The 16,695-nt window shown below is 55.1% G+C and carries 19 protein-coding genes and 1 tRNA gene; 8 read left to right on the top strand and 12 right to left on the bottom strand.

Going from position 1 to position 16,695, the window contains the following annotated elements; translation table 11 throughout:
- Nucleotides 1-55 precede the first annotated feature (55 nt).
- Genes SYN9616_RS0113435 through SYN9616_RS16700 form a run of 5 tightly spaced genes read right to left on the bottom strand, consistent with a single transcriptional unit; the run spans nucleotide 56 to nucleotide 4,190 of the window.
- Nucleotides 56-820: an ABC transporter permease gene (locus SYN9616_RS0113435; protein WP_028953556.1), complete on the bottom strand. Its 765-nt coding sequence runs from the start codon at nucleotides 818-820 to the stop codon at nucleotides 56-58.
- Nucleotides 817-1,719: an ABC transporter ATP-binding protein gene (locus SYN9616_RS0113430; protein WP_071991480.1), complete on the bottom strand. Its 903-nt coding sequence runs from the start codon at nucleotides 1,717-1,719 to the stop codon at nucleotides 817-819. The genes SYN9616_RS0113435 and SYN9616_RS0113430 overlap by 4 nt, the downstream gene beginning before the upstream one ends.
- Entirely contained in the window at nucleotides 1,709-2,563 is an 855-nt protein-coding gene (locus tag SYN9616_RS0113425) for a uridylate kinase (protein ID WP_051411050.1), read from the bottom strand. The genes SYN9616_RS0113430 and SYN9616_RS0113425 overlap by 11 nt, the downstream gene beginning before the upstream one ends.
- A 5-nt stretch (nucleotides 2,564-2,568) precedes the next feature.
- A complete protein-coding gene (locus SYN9616_RS0113420) occupies nucleotides 2,569-3,384 on the bottom strand; it encodes a uridine kinase (RefSeq protein ID WP_028953553.1) in 816 nt (271 codons plus the stop codon).
- 5 nt (nucleotides 3,385-3,389) lie between these two features.
- A complete protein-coding gene (locus SYN9616_RS16700) occupies nucleotides 3,390-4,190 on the bottom strand; it encodes a class I SAM-dependent methyltransferase (RefSeq protein ID WP_071991479.1) in 801 nt (266 codons plus the stop codon).
- Between the two features lie 111 nt (nucleotides 4,191-4,301).
- On the opposite strand from SYN9616_RS16700, the gene SYN9616_RS0113405 reads away from it, so the two are divergent.
- From SYN9616_RS0113405 to aroC, 4 genes are all read left to right on the top strand, one after another.
- Nucleotides 4,302-4,970 (top strand): hypothetical protein, encoded by a 669-nt coding sequence (locus tag SYN9616_RS0113405; RefSeq protein ID WP_028953550.1) that lies wholly within the window; start codon nucleotides 4,302-4,304, stop codon nucleotides 4,968-4,970.
- 92 nt (nucleotides 4,971-5,062) lie between these two features.
- Nucleotides 5,063-5,524 carry a cupin domain-containing protein gene (locus SYN9616_RS0113400; RefSeq protein WP_037991065.1) on the top strand — a complete coding sequence of 154 codons (462 nt, stop codon included), beginning with the start codon at nucleotides 5,063-5,065 and terminating at the stop codon, nucleotides 5,522-5,524.
- Nucleotides 5,525-5,610: 86 nt separating this feature from the next.
- A complete protein-coding gene (gene alsS, locus SYN9616_RS0113395) occupies nucleotides 5,611-7,257 on the top strand; it encodes an acetolactate synthase AlsS (RefSeq protein WP_028953548.1) in 1,647 nt (548 codons plus the stop codon).
- A gap of 342 nt (nucleotides 7,258-7,599) precedes the next feature.
- Nucleotides 7,600-8,688, top strand: coding sequence for a chorismate synthase (gene aroC, locus SYN9616_RS0113390; RefSeq protein WP_028953547.1), 1,089 nt, complete (start codon nucleotides 7,600-7,602; stop codon nucleotides 8,686-8,688).
- A gap of 3 nt (nucleotides 8,689-8,691) precedes the next feature.
- Here aroC and SYN9616_RS15885 read toward each other — a convergent pair whose 3' ends face one another.
- From SYN9616_RS15885 to SYN9616_RS0113355, 7 genes are all read right to left on the bottom strand, one after another.
- Nucleotides 8,692-9,171: a hypothetical protein gene (locus tag SYN9616_RS15885; protein ID WP_037991062.1), complete on the bottom strand. Its 480-nt coding sequence runs from the start codon at nucleotides 9,169-9,171 to the stop codon at nucleotides 8,692-8,694.
- A gap of 62 nt (nucleotides 9,172-9,233) precedes the next feature.
- Complete coding sequence (locus SYN9616_RS0113380; RefSeq protein WP_232200470.1) at nucleotides 9,234-9,851, bottom strand: bifunctional 4-hydroxy-2-oxoglutarate aldolase/2-dehydro-3-deoxy-phosphogluconate aldolase; 618 nt, start codon at nucleotides 9,849-9,851, stop codon at nucleotides 9,234-9,236.
- 53 nt (nucleotides 9,852-9,904) lie between these two features.
- Nucleotides 9,905-11,752 carry an ATP-dependent zinc metalloprotease FtsH gene (ftsH, locus tag SYN9616_RS0113375; RefSeq protein ID WP_028953545.1) on the bottom strand — a complete coding sequence of 616 codons (1,848 nt, stop codon included), beginning with the start codon at nucleotides 11,750-11,752 and terminating at the stop codon, nucleotides 9,905-9,907.
- A 46-nt stretch (nucleotides 11,753-11,798) separates the two neighbouring features.
- Nucleotides 11,799-12,971, bottom strand: a complete 1,173-nt coding sequence (gene sat, locus SYN9616_RS0113370; protein ID WP_028953544.1) for a sulfate adenylyltransferase — start codon at nucleotides 12,969-12,971, stop codon at nucleotides 11,799-11,801.
- Nucleotides 12,972-13,070: 99 nt separating this feature from the next.
- The gene (locus SYN9616_RS0113365; protein ID WP_028953543.1) at nucleotides 13,071-13,901 is read right to left on the bottom strand and encodes a photosystem II manganese-stabilizing polypeptide; all 831 of its coding nucleotides are present in this window, start codon (nucleotides 13,899-13,901) and stop codon (nucleotides 13,071-13,073) included.
- Nucleotides 13,902-13,998: 97 nt separating this feature from the next.
- A complete protein-coding gene (gene coaBC / locus SYN9616_RS0113360) occupies nucleotides 13,999-15,276 on the bottom strand; it encodes a bifunctional phosphopantothenoylcysteine decarboxylase/phosphopantothenate--cysteine ligase CoaBC (RefSeq protein ID WP_037991057.1) in 1,278 nt (425 codons plus the stop codon).
- Nucleotides 15,266-15,505, bottom strand: a complete 240-nt coding sequence (locus SYN9616_RS0113355) for a DUF2555 domain-containing protein (RefSeq protein ID WP_028953541.1) — start codon at nucleotides 15,503-15,505, stop codon at nucleotides 15,266-15,268. Before SYN9616_RS0113355 ends, coaBC begins: the two co-directional genes overlap by 11 nt.
- 57 nt (nucleotides 15,506-15,562) lie before the next feature.
- Between SYN9616_RS0113355 and SYN9616_RS0113350 the strand changes: the two genes are divergently transcribed.
- The 4 genes from SYN9616_RS0113350 to SYN9616_RS0113335 all read left to right on the top strand — a co-directional run bounded on the left by SYN9616_RS0113350 (nucleotide 15,563) and on the right by SYN9616_RS0113335 (nucleotide 16,622).
- A tRNA-Ala gene (locus SYN9616_RS0113350) sits at nucleotides 15,563-15,635 on the top strand.
- A gap of 24 nt (nucleotides 15,636-15,659) precedes the next feature.
- A complete protein-coding gene (locus SYN9616_RS17735; protein WP_198015189.1) occupies nucleotides 15,660-15,818 on the top strand; it encodes a hypothetical protein in 159 nt (52 codons plus the stop codon).
- Nucleotides 15,819-15,861: 43 nt separating this feature from the next.
- Nucleotides 15,862-16,062: a hypothetical protein gene (locus SYN9616_RS0113340; RefSeq protein ID WP_028953540.1), complete on the top strand. Its 201-nt coding sequence runs from the start codon at nucleotides 15,862-15,864 to the stop codon at nucleotides 16,060-16,062.
- Nucleotides 16,063-16,280: 218 nt separating this feature from the next.
- Complete coding sequence (locus tag SYN9616_RS0113335; protein WP_028953539.1) at nucleotides 16,281-16,622, top strand: DUF565 domain-containing protein; 342 nt, start codon at nucleotides 16,281-16,283, stop codon at nucleotides 16,620-16,622.
- Nucleotides 16,623-16,695: the final 73 nt, after the last annotated feature.

Raw genomic sequence — 16,695 nt, 5'->3', positions numbered from 1 at the left:
CATCAAGAATATCGATCGACAAGAGATGACATCAGTCTTGCAGGGGAATTTCATCTCAAATTCTCCTGACATTTAAACTCTTCCAGGCAAGCGTATAGAGAAGTATTGCCATCAACGACAATGCCAGGAATGCCTGCCCATTCCACCAGCTGGATTGCGAAAGCATTGCGCCACGAACCGGCGTGACGGCCAATGTGAGTGGATTCCATACAGCGATTTGCTCCATCCATGAGGGCATTGCTCTCAGGGGAACCAAAGCTGTGCTGGTAAAAAATATTGGCATATTGACAAGATGAATAAAAGCGGAAAGTGCTTCCTGACTGTCTGTCTTCAACGCAATACAACATGACAACAGGCTATAGGAAAGACCAAACAGGATAAAAAACAAGAACGAAAAGAATGTCGAAAACCCAACACTCACAACCGCACCAAGGGTGATTCCCAGCAGGGTTACAACGAAAGCTTGAACAATCACGCGTGAAAGATCAGCGGTGATTTTGCCAAGCAGAAAGGCATGAAGATCCAGTGCCGTGATCATCGTTCGTTCAAGAAAACCAGACTGACTATCCCGAATCAGACTGATACCTGATTGAGAAGACCCTAGAAGTACCGTCATTCCACAAATCCCCGGAAGCAAAAAATCGATATATTGCATTGTTGATCCTTGTGCAGGATTGATTGGGAATCTTTGAAATAAGAAACCAAAAAACGTCATCCAGATCAGTGGCTGCAGAAATGACAGGAACAAAATCACTGGGCGGCGCCTGATATTCATCAGCGTTCTTTGAAAAGCTGCCTGAAAGACGATGCCATTGATCACCTCTCTCCCCTCCGACGATTTTGATTGCGTTGACCTCGCCGTGATCCCCGTTCACCATAATGAGAATGCGCCGTTTTATTCATATCAAAATGGATGGCGCGGGATAAAGCATCAAACAAACTGGTTCTTGGCATATGAGCTTTGTCGGCGACAAGATTTGAGCCGGATTGTTCATGAACAGTGGAGTCGTCGATAAAATTTCGTACAGATCCCTGATAACGAATCGCACCACCGTCCATGACGACCAACACATCGGCATATTGCTCAATAAATTCAAGATCATGACTGATCACAATTGAAGTTTTCCTCTCATCACTCGACAGACTTTTCAAGTAAGACCAAAACCGATGCTTGGCCATGGCATCTAAATTATTAGTAGGCTCATCAAAAAGCAACAACTCGGGGTCATTGATGAGCCCAATCGCTAAATGAATTTTTTGCAAATTACCACCAGAGTAGGAGGAAATTTTCCTGGACTTTATATCATTTAAATTCATCAGATCGATAAGACTCGAAATTCTTTGTCGACGTTCTTCCTTCGCCTGGCCATACATACACGAGAAATAGTCAAGGATTTCCAACCCTGTCATTTCATGATCGAACGTAGGCTGTTGACTCACATAAGCGCAGGTTTGATTCCATTCCCTGAAGTTAACTTGTGGGTTCGCACCAAAAACATCAACAACTCCGTGATTGAGTTTCAAAAGTCCCGACAAACATCGCATCAATGTTGACTTTCCAGAACCATTACAACCAACAATTGCCGTTATGCAGCCCACATCAAAGCCAATAGAAAGATTTATCAGGACGTTGGAAAACCGAGGTGGATATCCACAGGAAACATTGCGTAGAGTTATATTCTCTTCTTTTATTTTTCTGGATTGTGAATCAATCAGCATGAATTATCGTGCCAACATGCTGCCCTTCTACAGCGCGCTGAACTGATTCAGGATTTTTGCCGTCAACAATCTGGAATTTGGAAACCAGTCGTGATGTTTTGAGAATGTCAAGGAGAACCGGATCAAACGGCAGCGTACTCAGCTTCTTATGCTCAAGCTCTTTCACACTAATCTCATCAATAAATTGAGCGTTCGAATTAAGCTTTGGATCTTCTGTATACAGTCCTTTCACATCCTTCACCAGTGTGACTGACTTACAGCCAAAACATTCAGCCAAAATGAAACAACCAGCATCCGTCCGATGCTTGGGGATACGGCCAATTTCTGGAGGATGTTCCCATAGTGAATACGGTGGAACACCATTGAAAATCACGCCAGGTGCGGAATGAATAAACAACGGCAGCAAGTGTCCGAAAATCTCAGGCGGGATCGCCACCACTCCATGGGGAGCAAGCAGAGTTCCGAGGATGTGTGCGTTACCAAGCGCATCTGCAACAGACAATTGTGCCAAGACACCTGTTGGCAGACCAAGATCAAGACCGATCGAAAAAACATGACGTGATCTGGATCCACCACCAACCCCAAGGATCAACTTTTCACTCTGAAGAAGAGTTCCAAGAACATCAACAACAGGCTGAACAACCCGGTGACCAGCTTCGAGGATTGAACGCGAGCCGATCTTGACCACATGCACATTCGGCAGCATGCGGACGATCGGAGTTTGTCGGTCTGTACTTTCAAGTAAGTGTTTGTCAACCAAACTTTCTCTCATCAACATGGAATTCATGTGATGGCGAGAGTCATCCTGAAATCTGTCGCTTTGTGTGTTTGAGGTGACGGTCATGATGATTAATCAGCGTAAATGATAGTTCCGACATCTTCACCATTAAGAGCTTTCGTGAGATTGCCAGACTTAAGGCCATTGATGACCTGAATCGAACGTTGGTGCTCAGCATGTTCCATCATGTCCAGCACAGCCCTCTCGACAACAACGTCATCCAAATTCATACTTTTGAGTTCAGACGTTGAAATCTTGGGGATAAATTTTGCATTCCTATCTTTCTTCGGATCTGCTGTATACAAACCATCTTCATCCTTCACGTAAATCATGGACTTAGCAGCAAATACCTCACTAATTAAATAAGCACCGGTATCTGTACGATTTGGAGGAATCCGTCCAATGGCTGGATTCCTCTGCCAAAACGTGTAAGGAGGCATTCCAAAGAAAATCACTGCCTGCCGCTCGGCAAGATAAAGAGGAAGTTGTGGAAATTGGACTGGCTCAATAAAAGGTATCCCTTGATCAGCGAGCAGGTAATGCAACATCCGTGCATTCTGCATACTCACAAATGTTCCCAACACACTTAAAACACCTGTTGGCATTCCAAGATCGATTCCGACGCTATAGGCATGTCGAGCCCGAGTCCCGGCTCCGGTACCAATAATCATTTTGTGATGCGGTATGCATTGCTTCAACTCATCAAGAAGTGGGAAGACGGCCTCACGCCCACGATCAATAAAGCTTTGACCACCAATCTTCACCACATTGGCTGTTGGCAAGATTTGGATCGTCTCTGGCTTCTTGGTCTCATGAAGAAGACTCTCATTGGTGAGATCTCCCGTGACCAACGCTTCTCCAAGCTTTGTTAGCAGTTCGTTTGCCATTGTGGTTAGCGGAATGAATGCAAATCAACACCTTCGATGATGTAAGACTGCTTGACAGGTTCTGAATATTCAAGTGAACCGTAGCGATCCTTAGCCCAAGCCCTCAACCTCTTCATACATTCTTCTTTAATTGAATAATCAATTTCTTGACCAGCCAATCCATCTTTATTGAGCCATGACTCAATGGAGCGCAAAGGACTGAAAGTTTCAATCCAAGACGACACAGCAACGGCTTCGAGTCGTGTAGCACCACGCTCACAGAGAAGATCTAAAATCTGTTTCCTATTCTCTTCACCCCTGCGACCCTCGTGGCCTAGAGAGAAAAGAATAGATCTCATCTTTTCTCTCATCACATCTTTGACGTTGGTTGATTCTTCTCGTCCAAGGCGACCGATCAGGAAATAACCATGATCGTGAACCCTTTTGAGTTCACTCATTACATGCAGTGGTGACAACAAATGAATCGTTCTTGAGCTGAAACTCAAAGACACGCTCTGAGATTCCAGAGGCCATCGCTTATTCGCATCAGCCTGATGGAGCTGAACGTTGCTTTGCGCGGACACTCTTCCTCTGAATTCATTCAACATCTCATCAGAGATGTCCATCCCAACATATTGATTTGTCTGATCGAGAGCCCAACGGCCAATCTGACCTGTGCCAGCTCCGATCTCAAGCCAGATCCTCTGATTCGTCCTCTGGTAATGCTGAGCCAGAAAACCTGTAATCTTTTTGCAATCGGTATCATCAATGCCAACCCGGCGATCAAAAGTTTTGGCTTGCTGATCGAACGAAGCCTGAAGGGACATGCCAGACCGCTTTGCTTCGTTGAAACCTAGCTCTGATGCTTTCAGCCGAATCAATTTCGCTATTCATTTAAGATTGCGCACCGCAACGAATGGCTAAGCTTCATAAAAACTATGAAGAACTTCTTTTCATTTGCATTTAGCCTATTTTTACTCGTCGCTACAGTTTACATCGTATTGTTCGGAATCCTGTCAGGAGAGTCTTCACTAACGCTTGTATTTGGAAGCCCAATATGGCTGACATTTCTCCTGTTAGTTTTCACACTACTGCTCTTAAGCAGCCTCGAGGGATCACAAATTGCGATCGTCAGTTTATCTGATCGCAATCCTGATGAATTGACAGGTGTGAAGTCGGAGTATCCGAAAGCCTATTCAGTGATGCGCTTGATCTGCAGCAAAATTCGGTCCCAACAGTACCTCGCCGGGCGTCAATTTTTTGTCATCTTAACTGTCTTCGTAATCGCACAAATTACATCATTCCCTGGCATGGAATTTCTACCCTTTACGAGTTATCCAGTAATGCAATTGCCGGACTGGATTAATTTAATCTGCTTCAAATTTGGATTCCTGGGTGCTCTTCTCGTTCTTTGGACAGCCCAACTCATTCCTCAGTACTTTGCCAATCGCCATCCCGATATGTTTCTCAATTTCCCCGGGAACTTCCTGGTGGTTCGTCTCTGTCTGCTGATTGAGTCCATCGGGCCAACAAAGCCGGCGAACTGGATGTGCGATGTCCTGTTGAAAGCCGTGGAGGACGACCGCCCAAAACAACTCAAGATCTGAGCCGCTCGTCAACGTCGATCAACCGTTGATCCAGTTTGATCGGAGCTTTGCTCAAGATCACGGTTGATGACCGCCTCTGATCCTCGACGTCGATGACTGACCACCTGCCGACCCTGATCGCCGCATGGAAGCTTGCTCCCCATCCAGAGGGTGGCTGGTATCGAGAAGTTCAGCGCAGCAGGATCTCCGTCCGACGCCCCGATGGAGAACAGCGAAGCGCCATCACGACTGTGCTGTTTCTGCTTGGAGCGGAGGACATCAGTCGCTGGCACTGCGTCCATGGAGGCGACGAAATCTGGACCTTCATCAGCGGAGCACCGCTGAGCCTTTTTCAGCACTGCGACCATGACGAATGCTCACGGGAAACCTCCATGAGCCTCGAGAACCCCGTGGTTGCTGTTGAAGCCGGTGTCTGGATGGCAGCGCACAGCCAGGGGAGCCACAGCTTGGTGAGCTGTTGTGTTGGACCGGGTTTCAGCTTCGACGATTTTGAAATGCTGCGGGATCGCCCCGTTGCGAGTCGTCCCCGAGGCATCCGCGAGGATCTGCTCTGAGCGTCTGACCAGACAGAAAACTGTGCTCTTCACAACAGGCTGATCCGCGATGGACTGTCAGAACGTGACTTCATCGACGTAGATGGATGAACGGCGCAGAGTTCATCGTGAAGACCCTGGAAGCGCATGGGATCACCCATGTGTTCGGAATTCCAGGGGCCAAGGTCGACAGCGTTTTCATCGCTCTTCTCGATTCTCCAATCGAGCTGGTTCTGTGCAGACACGAGCAGAACGCTGCATTCATGGCACAGGCGATGGGCCGCATGACGGGGACGATCGGCGTCTGCATCGCCACATCAGGGCCTGGTGTCACCAATCTCGTGACAGGGCTCGCAACCGCGACAACGGAAGGTGACCCTGTGCTGGCAATCGGCGGAGAAGTCTCCACAGACGACCGCTACAAGCACTGCCATCAATCACTGGATGCCATCTCGTTGATGGAGCCGGTGACGAAATACGCCAAGACGGCGCTCAACGCTCACGATCTGCCCGAGGTCCTCGGCAATGCCATCCGAGCCGCCGAACATGGTCGGCGCGGCGCCGCCTTCCTCGGTTTACCCAAGGACATCGGCTTGGGTGAGATCAACGACTGCGAGCCCTCTGATCGATGGGGCCAGCCGATTCGACTTGGAGCAGCTTCCGCCAATCTCATCGCCGCAGCCAACAAGCGGATCAGCGAGCTGAAGCAGCCAATGCTGCTGCTCGGATTGCAGACATCCGATCCCTCCTGCTCGGAGGCGCTGATGCGCTTCGTCCGCAACAGCGGACTCCCGTATGCCAGCACCTTTCAGGCTGCCGGTCGTTGGGTGGCTCCAGATCAGTTTGTCGGACGTCTTGGCCTGTTTCGCAATCAACCGGCGGATCGACTTCTGGATGCATCAGATGGGGTGATCTGCATCGGATTTGATCCCGTCGAATACGACGCGTCCATCTGGAACAGTGACAACAACCGATCTCTGCTCAGCATTGATGTCGAGCCACCAGATCAGGACCGCGCCTTTCTGCCCGACGTCGAGCTGGTGGGAGATCTGTCAGACACCCTTCAGGCGTTGAGCGCCGGCGGGGGTTCAGACATCAACCCTGACTTCCAGGCCCTGGCGGCGGCATCGGCGGCCGAACTCACAAGCACAGCTGCAGAGGGAGCCAGCATGAAGGGGATGCCGATGCATCCCCTTCGCGTGGTGCATGAGCTTCATCAGGTAATTACGCCTGACACCACGGTGGCCCTGGATGTTGGCTCTCACTACATCTGGATGAACCGCTACTTGCCGACGGAGCATGCACGGCAAGTGCTGGTGAGCAACGGCCAGCAAACACTTGGGGTTGCTCTTCCATGGGCTATCGCCGCCAATCTGGTCCACCCCGATCAACCAGTGATCGCCGTCTGTGGCGACGGAGGATTCCTGTTCACGGCCACCGAGCTAGAAACCGCCGTGCGAATCGGCTGCAGATTCGTGCTGCTGATCTGGGACAGCCAGTCCTACGACATGGTGGAATTCCAGGAGAAAGCTCACTACGGACGCGTTTCAGGCATCAAGCTCGGGCACTACGACGCTGTGAAATTCGCCGAATCCTTCGGCTGCAAGGGATACGTCGTGACGGATGCCGAAGCGTTCAAGGATGTCCTGCTGGATGCGCTGCAACAGACGGTTCCGGCTGTGATTCAAATCCCCATTGATTACTCGGACAACATCAAATTGATGCAGGACATCCACCAGTCGTTCGTCCACTGAGCTCAGGGATCTTTAGGAAGCGTGAATCAAAAGCTCTCCATGCAAGGCTGAGATCCGTCCGTCAGAGCAGACCAACACCTCCGTTCCCTTGCGCTACGCCAATCTGTCCTGGCAGGCGCCTGCGAAGCATGAACGAGGCCTGGAAGACCTTCCACACCATCGCAACACTGACGCACTCGCTTCGCTTGCTCAGGTGCCCGCAACGCCCTCAAGGATCTGCAGGTCTTACGGCCGGATCTTGGCTTTGATCCTTACCGTTGCTTCGGCCTGGCAGGGCATTCCTTCATTATTGAAGACGCCTGACAGCGCGGCTACGTAGGCTCCAACGAGCGAGGAACGGTCATGGGCAGCAGCTTCGGAGATCTCTTCCGGGTCAGCACCTTCGGCGAATCCCATGGCGGTGGAGTTGGCGTGATTGTCGAGGGATGTCCGCCTCGACTGAATCTGGATCTTGATGCGGTGCAGGCTGAGCTCGATCGACGACGGCCAGGCCAGAGCCACATCACCACTCCACGCAAAGAAGCGGATCGGGTGGAGGTGTTGAGCGGACTGATGGACGACACCACCCTGGGGACGCCGATCGCCATGTTGGTTCGCAACAAGGATCAACGCCCCGGCGACTACACGCAAATGGCCGTGGCCTTCAGGCCATCCCACGCGGACGCCACCTACCAGGCCAAGTACGGAATCCAGGCTCGCAGTGGAGGAGGTCGCGCCTCAGCGCGAGAGACGATCGGACGTGTGGCAGCGGGTGCCATCGCCAAGCAGCTGCTGCGCAAAGCCTCAGGCACCGAGGTGCTGGCCTGGGTGAAACGGATTCACAGTCTTGAGGCATCGATCGATCCGGCGAGCGTGACGGCGGAGGCGATCGAGTCGAACATTGTTCGCTGCCCGGATCCAGTTGTTGCCGAGCAGATGATCGAGCGCATCGAGTCGATCGGACGCGAGGGGGATTCCTGCGGCGGTGTAATTGAGTGCGTCGTCCGTCATCCCGCCATCGGATTGGGCATGCCGGTGTTCGACAAGCTGGAGGCGGATCTGGCGAAGGCCGTGATGTCCCTACCCGCCACCAAGGGCTTTGAAATCGGCTCCGGATTTGATGGAACTTTGCTCAGGGGCAGCGAACACAACGACGCCTTTCTTCCCAGTGAGGACGGACGGTTGCGCACGGCGACCAACAACTCCGGAGGCATCCAGGGAGGAATCAGCAACGGTGAGCCGATCGTGCTGCGGGTGGCGTTCAAACCAACAGCGACGATCCGCAAGGAACAACAGACCGTCGACTCGGATGGGAACGCCACAACCCTTGCAGCCAAGGGTCGGCACGACCCCTGCGTCTTACCGAGAGCCGTGCCGATGGTGGAAGCGATGGTCGCCCTTGTTCTGGCCGACCATCTGCTGAAACAACAGGGACAATGCAGTCTCTGGTGAGTTTCAGCTGGCTGCCACAGGCGCTTTGCCGTTGCTGCTGGCGGTAGCCGCCTCAGATGCGGAAGCAGACACTGAGCTACGGGTCCTGGTGCGACGGGCAGGTTTCTGAGCGGCCACCTTTTTCTTCACGGTGCGGCGGGCCCGCGTTCCGGCGACACGGGTGCTGTTGCTGGCCTTGCTGCTTGAGCGGCGGCTGCCACGGCTGCGATGACTGAGAACGAGGGCCCATTCCTCGTCGGACAACGTGGAGGGCTTGCTGCCGTGGGCGTAAGCCAGCTTGGCAGCTTTTTCGATGTCCTTGATCAGATTCGTCCAGGAGGTTGCGAAGCGTTTGTCGGACTGGGATTTGGCACCACTTTCCACAAGGGTTTCAACGACTCCAGATGCCGACACCTTCTTGCGACGGCGATTGAAGATCTCCTTCTGCAGCTGAGCGATGAGAGCATCAGCTTTATCGCTGAGCTTGATGGTGAGCTGAGACATGAAGCCGGGCAATAGCTATCTCATCTGTAGCACTTTGGTCTCACGACAACCACTGGGCGTCGTCAGGTTCTTGATGTCGACCGTCGCAGCCAATGGAGCAAGGCGGGATCAACACCATCGGACTGAATCGCGCTGCGGCCAAGGGCCACAGCCCCGTGGCCGCTCTCCAACCAGCTGGAGACATCCTTGAAACCAAGGCCTCCGGCAGCGATAACGAAGGGAAGAGACCCGAGCGGGGCTCGCAGTCGCCCCCAGTATTGACAGCCCAAGTCAGCGGCAGGGAACAGCTTCACGATCCGGTAATCGGCACCGATCGCCTGCATCACCTCGCTCGGACTGAACACGCCAGGAACCAGCAACTGGCCTTGTTGTCTGGCGATCTGCTGAAGCTCTGGGTTCCAGACCGGCGCCATGGCGTACGACAAGCCAAGGGAACGAATCTGAGCAAGGGCCCCTTGATGGACAACGGATGCTGCACCAAGCAAAAAACCGGGGCAGCGTCTCTGCAGAGCTTTGATGAAACCCATCCAGCCTGGATGATCACTCCAGGCCACTTCCACATGCAGCAGTCCGGAGGCATGCAAAGGTTCAAGGCATTGAATCAACGGACTTTCACCGGATTCAAGGTTGAGATCCATCTCTTGAGGACGGACCACAAGAAGCACCGGCTGCGAGGACAACGACAAAATCAGGTTGTCCTGGTGACGCAGCCAGTGCGTGTCAGCAGGGAATGTCAGACGTACTCAGCAACGCGAACGTCACGGGTGATCAACAGTTCCTGAAGCTCTTCAGCGTCAACGGTTTCCTTCTCAACCAGAAGGTCGGCCAGTTCATCAAGAACTGAACGGTTGTCGACAAGAACCTGGGTGGCACGCTTGTAAGCGACATCAACCAAGTCGTAGACCTCCTGGTCGATTGTTGAGGCGGTGTCCTCGGAGAAATCACGCTCTGCGGCGATGTCCCGTCCAAGGAACATCCCACCCTGCGAACGACCAAGAGCCACGGGACCGAGTTTGTCGCTCATCCCGAAACGGGTGATCATCTGACGAGCCACCTGAGCAACCTGTTGAAGGTCATTAGAGGCTCCGGTTGTCACTTCATCTTCGCCGTAGATGATTTCTTCGGCGACGCGGCCGCCAAGAGCAACAGCCATCTGGTTCTGAAGGTAAGCACGTGAATAGAGGCCTGATTCCATCCTCTCCTCACTGGGAGTGAAGAAAGTGAGACCACCGGCGTTACCGCGAGGAATGATCGAGATCTTCTGGACGGGGTCGTAGTCGGGCATCAAGGCACCAACTAAGGCATGACCAGCCTCGTGATAAGCCACAAGCCGCTTTTTGCGCTCACTGATCACGGCGTCCTTTTTCTCAGGGCCGACCATGATCCGCTCAATTGCATCACTGATCTCGTCGTTGCTCACCTCAGTGAGTTCACGACGTGCCGCAAGGATCGCCGCCTCGTTGAGGAGGTTGGCGAGATCAGCACCGGTGTAGCCAGGCGTCCGGCGGGCCACCTTGTCGAGATCAACATCCTTGGCCAGAGTCTTGCCGCGGGCGTGAACGCCGAGAATCTGCAAACGACCGGCGTAATCAGGACGGTCGACGGTCACCTGACGGTCGAAACGGCCGGGACGCAACAGAGCGGCGTCGAGGACATCGGGCCTGTTGGTGGCCGCAATGATGATGATGCCGGTGTTGCCCTCGAATCCATCCATTTCAGTGAGCAGTTGGTTAAGGGTTTGCTCGCGCTCGTCATTTCCACCGCCGAGACCTGCACCACGCTGACGGCCAACAGCATCAATTTCGTCGATGAAGATGATGCAGGGGGCATTCTTCTTGGCCTGCTCGAAGAGATCGCGGACCCGGCTTGCGCCTACCCCGACGAACATTTCGACGAATTCAGAACCGGAAATCGAGAAGAAGGGAACTCCTGCTTCACCAGCAACGGCCTTGGCGAGAAGGGTTTTACCTGTACCTGGAGGGCCAACCAACAAACAACCCTTGGGAATCTTGGCGCCCACGGCCGTGAATCGGTCAGGGTTCTTGAGGAAGTCGACCACCTCGGTGAGTTCGAGCTTGGCCCCTTCAATGCCGGCGACGTCTGTGAAGGTGACCTGGGTGGAGGGCTCCATCTGAACCCGGGCCTTACTCTTGCCGAAATTCATCGCGGGGTTGCCGCCGCCGCCGCCCTGGGCGCGGCGGAACAGGAAGAACAGGCCACCCAGCAGCAGCAGGGGGAAGATCAGACTCCCTGCTGCTTGTTGCCACGCACCAGGCTGACGGGTGGGTTGAACTGCGATGTCAACGTTGTGCTTGGTGAGCATCCCAAGCAGTTCCTTATCGGGAGCAAGGTTGACTTCGGCGCGCCGTCCATCGTTCTCAACCACCTGAGCGGTACCACGATCCGGTGAGATCAGCACTCGACTGACCTGATCCTCTTGGACGGCTTCGACGAAGTCGCTGTACCGCAGGGTGCGTGCCGTTGTCGCTGGATCAGGACGATCCAGGAAGGCCGTTCCAACAACGACCACAACCACTACTAGGAGGACGTAGAGGCCAATGTTCCGCCAGCGCTTGTTCAAGGCAATCCCGTCAGAAGTGAAGGAATGTTAATGCTCTCCTGAGAGATCATGCGGAGCGAAGAACGTCCACGACGCTTTTGAAGGCGAACCACTCAGGGATTTCCTCTCCGTTGCGCAGCATTTTGCGGAACTGAGTGCCGCTGAGTTTCTTCACATGCAGGCCACGAGCCTCGGCATGCTCAGCGGTGACGTAGCCCTCTTCCTCGGTGTAGACGAGGTTCAGCGATGGCACGGTCTCCATCGTGAGCTCCGGTGCGCACTCCTTGGCGAAGTTCTGCGCGTCGTAGGGGCCGTAAAAGTCATCGCCGCTGAGTGATGACTTACATCCAGCCATGTCCCGGCCGATGATGAAGTGGGTGCAGCCGTAGTTACGGCGAATGATCATGTGTTGCAGGGCCTCACGGGGGCCGGCCATATGCATCGCATAGGGCAGGTAAGCCCAGCGGATTCGATCATTGTTGACCTCTCCAGCCAGTCGCTCATAGGTCTGGAAGCGAACAGACCCGGGAATGTCGTCCTGCTGGGTGGGCCCACAGGTGGGATGGACGAGAACAACGGCGTTCTCGCTCACGTTCTGGGCATGCAACGCCCGTGTGAACAGCTCGTAGTGCGCCCGATGAATCGGATTACGGCACTGGAACGCAACGACATCCTCACCCGCTGGCAGACCAGCTCGCACCTCAGCAGGCGTTTTGCACGGGAACACCCGTTCAGGGAGCGCCAGTCCCTGGAGGGTGCCGCCCAGGTAGAAGCGCCTGCGCTCCATTGAGATCATGCGCACCGCAGGATGTTCCAGCGATGTGGTGCCGTAGCAGCCCTTGGCTTCAACAACCTTGTTCGGTTCCCACTTATCCCCGACTTCGAAGACAGCCAGATCCTGCCCCTTGTAGGTGAGCAGGATGCGATCGCCAACAGCAACATCCTCTCGATCGGTGTCCATCACGATCGGAAGACCGAAGAGCTGCCCGGAGGCGGTGCGATGACCGGCGACGACAGCGTCGTAATCCTCCTGATGCATGAAGCCGCGCAGCGGCGAGAAGCCACCGATCACCAGCAACTCCACATCGCAGGCGTTGCGATCGGAGCACTCCAGCGTTGTGGTGGCGCTCGACTTGACCGCCTCACGCTCATCTGGCGACACCATGAGATCGACCAGGGTGCCTCCGTAAGGAGCGATCACGCCTGAGTCCTGCGTGGACGGAGTAGCGCTGACGGTCATGGCGGGGGGATCTTTGCGGCGAGATTCTCCCAGATGAAAGAAAAGAGCACAAAAAAGGGGCCCGCAGGCCCCTCGATTGGTTAAGCCAGGCTGCAGCCGTCAGAGGGTTTCGAGACGCCCGTACAGCTCGCCGCTGATCTTGATGTCCACAACCTCACGGCCACCCATGTCGGAGTCGGAGGGCTGAATGGCGCTGAAGACGCCAGCGAACTCACCGGTCTCAGGATCAACCTGGGTGATGGACAGGCTCATGGTGCCGACGCCGTCGATGTAGCGCTTGTTGTTGTCCTTCTCCAGCTGCTCGTCATCGCCACCCAATGCCACCAGGCCCTGGGCGTACTGAACGCCAGTGGTGAGTGCGCGCCCTTTCGGGTCGATGAAATTGCTGGTGCGGTAGCTCGGTGTGCGGTAGTTGCCCTCGAAATCGGTACTGGTGGTGATGGCGGCACCCTCAGCGGTGGCATCAAGCGACTTGCTCGAGAAGGTGAAGGGGAATTCCTCGCCGCCAGGAACCAGAACAGTGATGGGCTGGAAGTCAATACCGCCCTTTTCCTGGAACTGAAGACCCTCTTCAGTCACGGTGAGATCGCCGTAGACCTCATCAAGACTCGAGGTGTAACGGGTGAGGATCTTGCCTTCAACGAACTGAGCCACCTGACGGCGGTTGGTTGGCTCCTCCTTGGCATAGACCTGCAGCGGATGCATGCAGAGATCGCGCAACTCGTACTGACCACCAACGGTGAGAGGGATGGAGCCACGGGCCGAGTCAGCGATGGTGGGACAGTCGTTGGCCTTGCCGGTGTTGTGAATGTCGTCGTAGGTCACATTCGACCCACCACGCTGAACAGCTTCACTGTCGCCGCTGCAGGCGGTGGTGACGAAAGCGAGGCAGAGAGCCAGCACAGCGGCCAGCAGAGAGCGAATGCGCATAAGTGATGAAGCCAGAAGGCTGTTAAGGGCGATCATGCCGATCCAAGCGCGATCTTACAGCTGCTAAACCGTCTCCACGGCTGGTCTTTTGCAGGTCTCAACAACTGGTGGTTGTCTTGAGAAGTTCGCCGAGGGCATCGAGCAGGTGGTGGGCCACAGCCAATTTCGATTTCAACGGCACGCGTTGCTGGAGACCATCACCCAGCAACCAGCCGCTGGCCTGGTTCTCACCGAAACCCTCACCAGCGCGGTCTATGGGATTGACCATCAACAAATCGCATCCCTTCCCGGCCCGTTTCTGCCCTCCACGCATCAGCAGGTCGTGATCGGCTCCCGTCAGTGCAGCAAAACCGAGAATCCGCTGTCCTGCCGGCCGTCGATCGACCAAGCCCCGAAGCAGATCCGGCATGGGCTCCCAGCCCTGCTCAAAGAGTTGGGGCAGACCCGACTTGGGGGGTTTGGACGGCAGTCCCCCATCCGAACGCCTGAGATCAGCCACCGCCGCCACCATGGCCAGGGCTGAGGCCTGATCCTGCCGGCGATGGAGGGCCTGCTGCATCTGTTCCGCCGATTCCACAGGCTCGCAGTCGAGGCCCTCAAGCCATGCCTGAGGAACCTGCAAAGGCCCATGCACCAACTCAACATCGGCGCCACGCAAGCGAGCAACCTGGGCCAGAAGCACCCCCATACGACCACTGCTGCGGTTGCTGATCAGACGCGCTGCATCGATCGCCTCGAGGGTCGGCCCGGCACTGACCAGAAGGCGGCGGCCCGACCAGCTGCGATCGACACTGAGTTCAGCCTCTTGACGACTGAACAAGGCAGCGACGGCGAGTTCGATCTGAAGCGGATCAGCCATGCGCCCGTCACCAAGCCTGTCGCAGGCCAGCAGTCCGGCCGTCGGCGACAGGGGGATGACACCCGGCAGCCGTTGCAACGACTCCCAGTTGGCCTGAACAGCTGGATGCCTCCACATCGCGGTGTTCATGGCGACAGCTGCCAGCACTGGCCTTTCACAGGCCAGCAATGTGCTCGCCAGCAGACCATCCGCCAGACCTTGCGACCAGCGGCCCAAGGTGGTGGCACTTAACGGGGCCACCACCATCAGCTCAGCCCATTCAGCCAGTTCGATATGAAGTGGACGGGAACGGCTTGGATCCCATTGATCCTGGTCGCGATAACAGCGATGTCTGCTGAGGGTGGCCATCGCCACAGGACTGACGAGTTGTTCGGCACTGGGGGTGAGCAGACAGCGCACCTCAGCACCGGCTTGCACCAGACCACTCACCAGCAGCGGGGTCTTGACCGCAGCAATGCTGCCGCTGGCTGCCACAAGGACGCGTCGTCCCTTTAGAGCGCCGACATCAGTCCTCATCAAAGGGTTCCTGATCCACGAGGTGCAGGTAGGGCCTGGTCAGCTCTGGGCGATGAATGGCGAGTGCTCTCAACAGATGCCAGTCGGACAGGCCGGCGAACGGCGTCGGATAGTCATCCTCATCAAGACGTTGAGCCAACTCAGCCATGGACGCTTCATCAAAGGCAGCCAGGCGTTCAGGGGTGATCGGATCGCTGGAACCGGACGATGGGTTGGAGGCGGTCTGCATCGGCGAGAACCAATCTCTTTATTCTCGCTCCGACACTGACGGCTAGTTTTCCGGCAAGGGGAATTAGCTCAGCTGGTAGAGCGCTGCGATCGCACCGCAGAGGTCAGGGGTTCAACTCCCCTATTCTCCATTTCAAAACACAGCCGATTGGGAGATGAAACTTCGATCCCTGATTAGGCGACGTTTCTCATTGCTAACAATCCTTGCAAGCGTTGTGCTGCTCAGTGTTCTTGTGCGACCTGCTGCACTGATCACGTTCACCCTTGTGGCCCTGGCCGGTGGTCTCACCATCCCGACGTCGACGCAGCGCTGACACATCATGGGGTAAAAGGGAAGAGTGAAATTTCCTGTTATCGATGTCGCAGTCGAAGCGTGAGCAGGTCGTCAGCCACCTGCGCTACATCCGTCAGGAGCTGCGAGAAATGCACCAGGGCGTCATGGAGGACGGCCTCCTGCCTGAGGCAGGAGAAGTTCGCGGCGTGATGGCACAGATGGAAGCACTGCTGGAGCTTCTGGAAGGCAAGTCGTCGCGTAAGGCCAAAGCGGAATCGAGCTAACTGCCAAAGGGCGGGTTGCCAAACCGATCAAGGCAGGCTTTGCTTCGCCAGTCCCCATCGTCCGGCTCGGGATTATCCCGGGCTTTTTTATTGGCATCCCCTATCTGTAGGGCTTGTAACCTGCACAACCACTAAGTCTGGTGTAGACATGGTGCGGCAGGGCTCGGCCGGGTGATGGGGATCACCGGAAAGCTTCCCTGCCTCTTCCCCATCAAACGATGGCGATCCGACTGCAGTCCACGCGTCTTCAGAACAATGTTGGGCTGGTGAATTCCAGGCTGGAAACCTGGGTCGTCAATCCCTGGCGAAAACTTTCCCTGCAGCTGATCGCCCTGTTGATCGGCTTTCTTGTTGGCAGCGTCATCACGTCCGTTGCCGGCGTTCTGGGGCAGATGGATCCGGTGGTTGCCTTGATTGTGGTGTTGAGCTGCGAGCTCACCGTTCGACTGCGACGGAGCAGGACAACACGGAGACCCGTGCCTGTTGTGATTCAACTGTTAGATCTGAGCCGGATCGGCTTGCTGTATGGACTGTTTCTGGAAGCCTTCAAGCTGATCTGATCACAGCCTGACCTTCAACGGACACAGACAAATCAGTTCGAGATTCATAGCCTGAGCTGAGATCACGACAATC

The organism is Synechococcus sp. CC9616 (genome assembly GCF_000515235.1).
Classification (GTDB): Bacteria; Cyanobacteriota; Cyanobacteriia; order PCC-6307; family Cyanobiaceae; genus Parasynechococcus.
The sequence above is the reverse complement of the archived record's forward strand: the minus strand, read 5'-3'. Positions and strand labels throughout refer to the sequence as shown.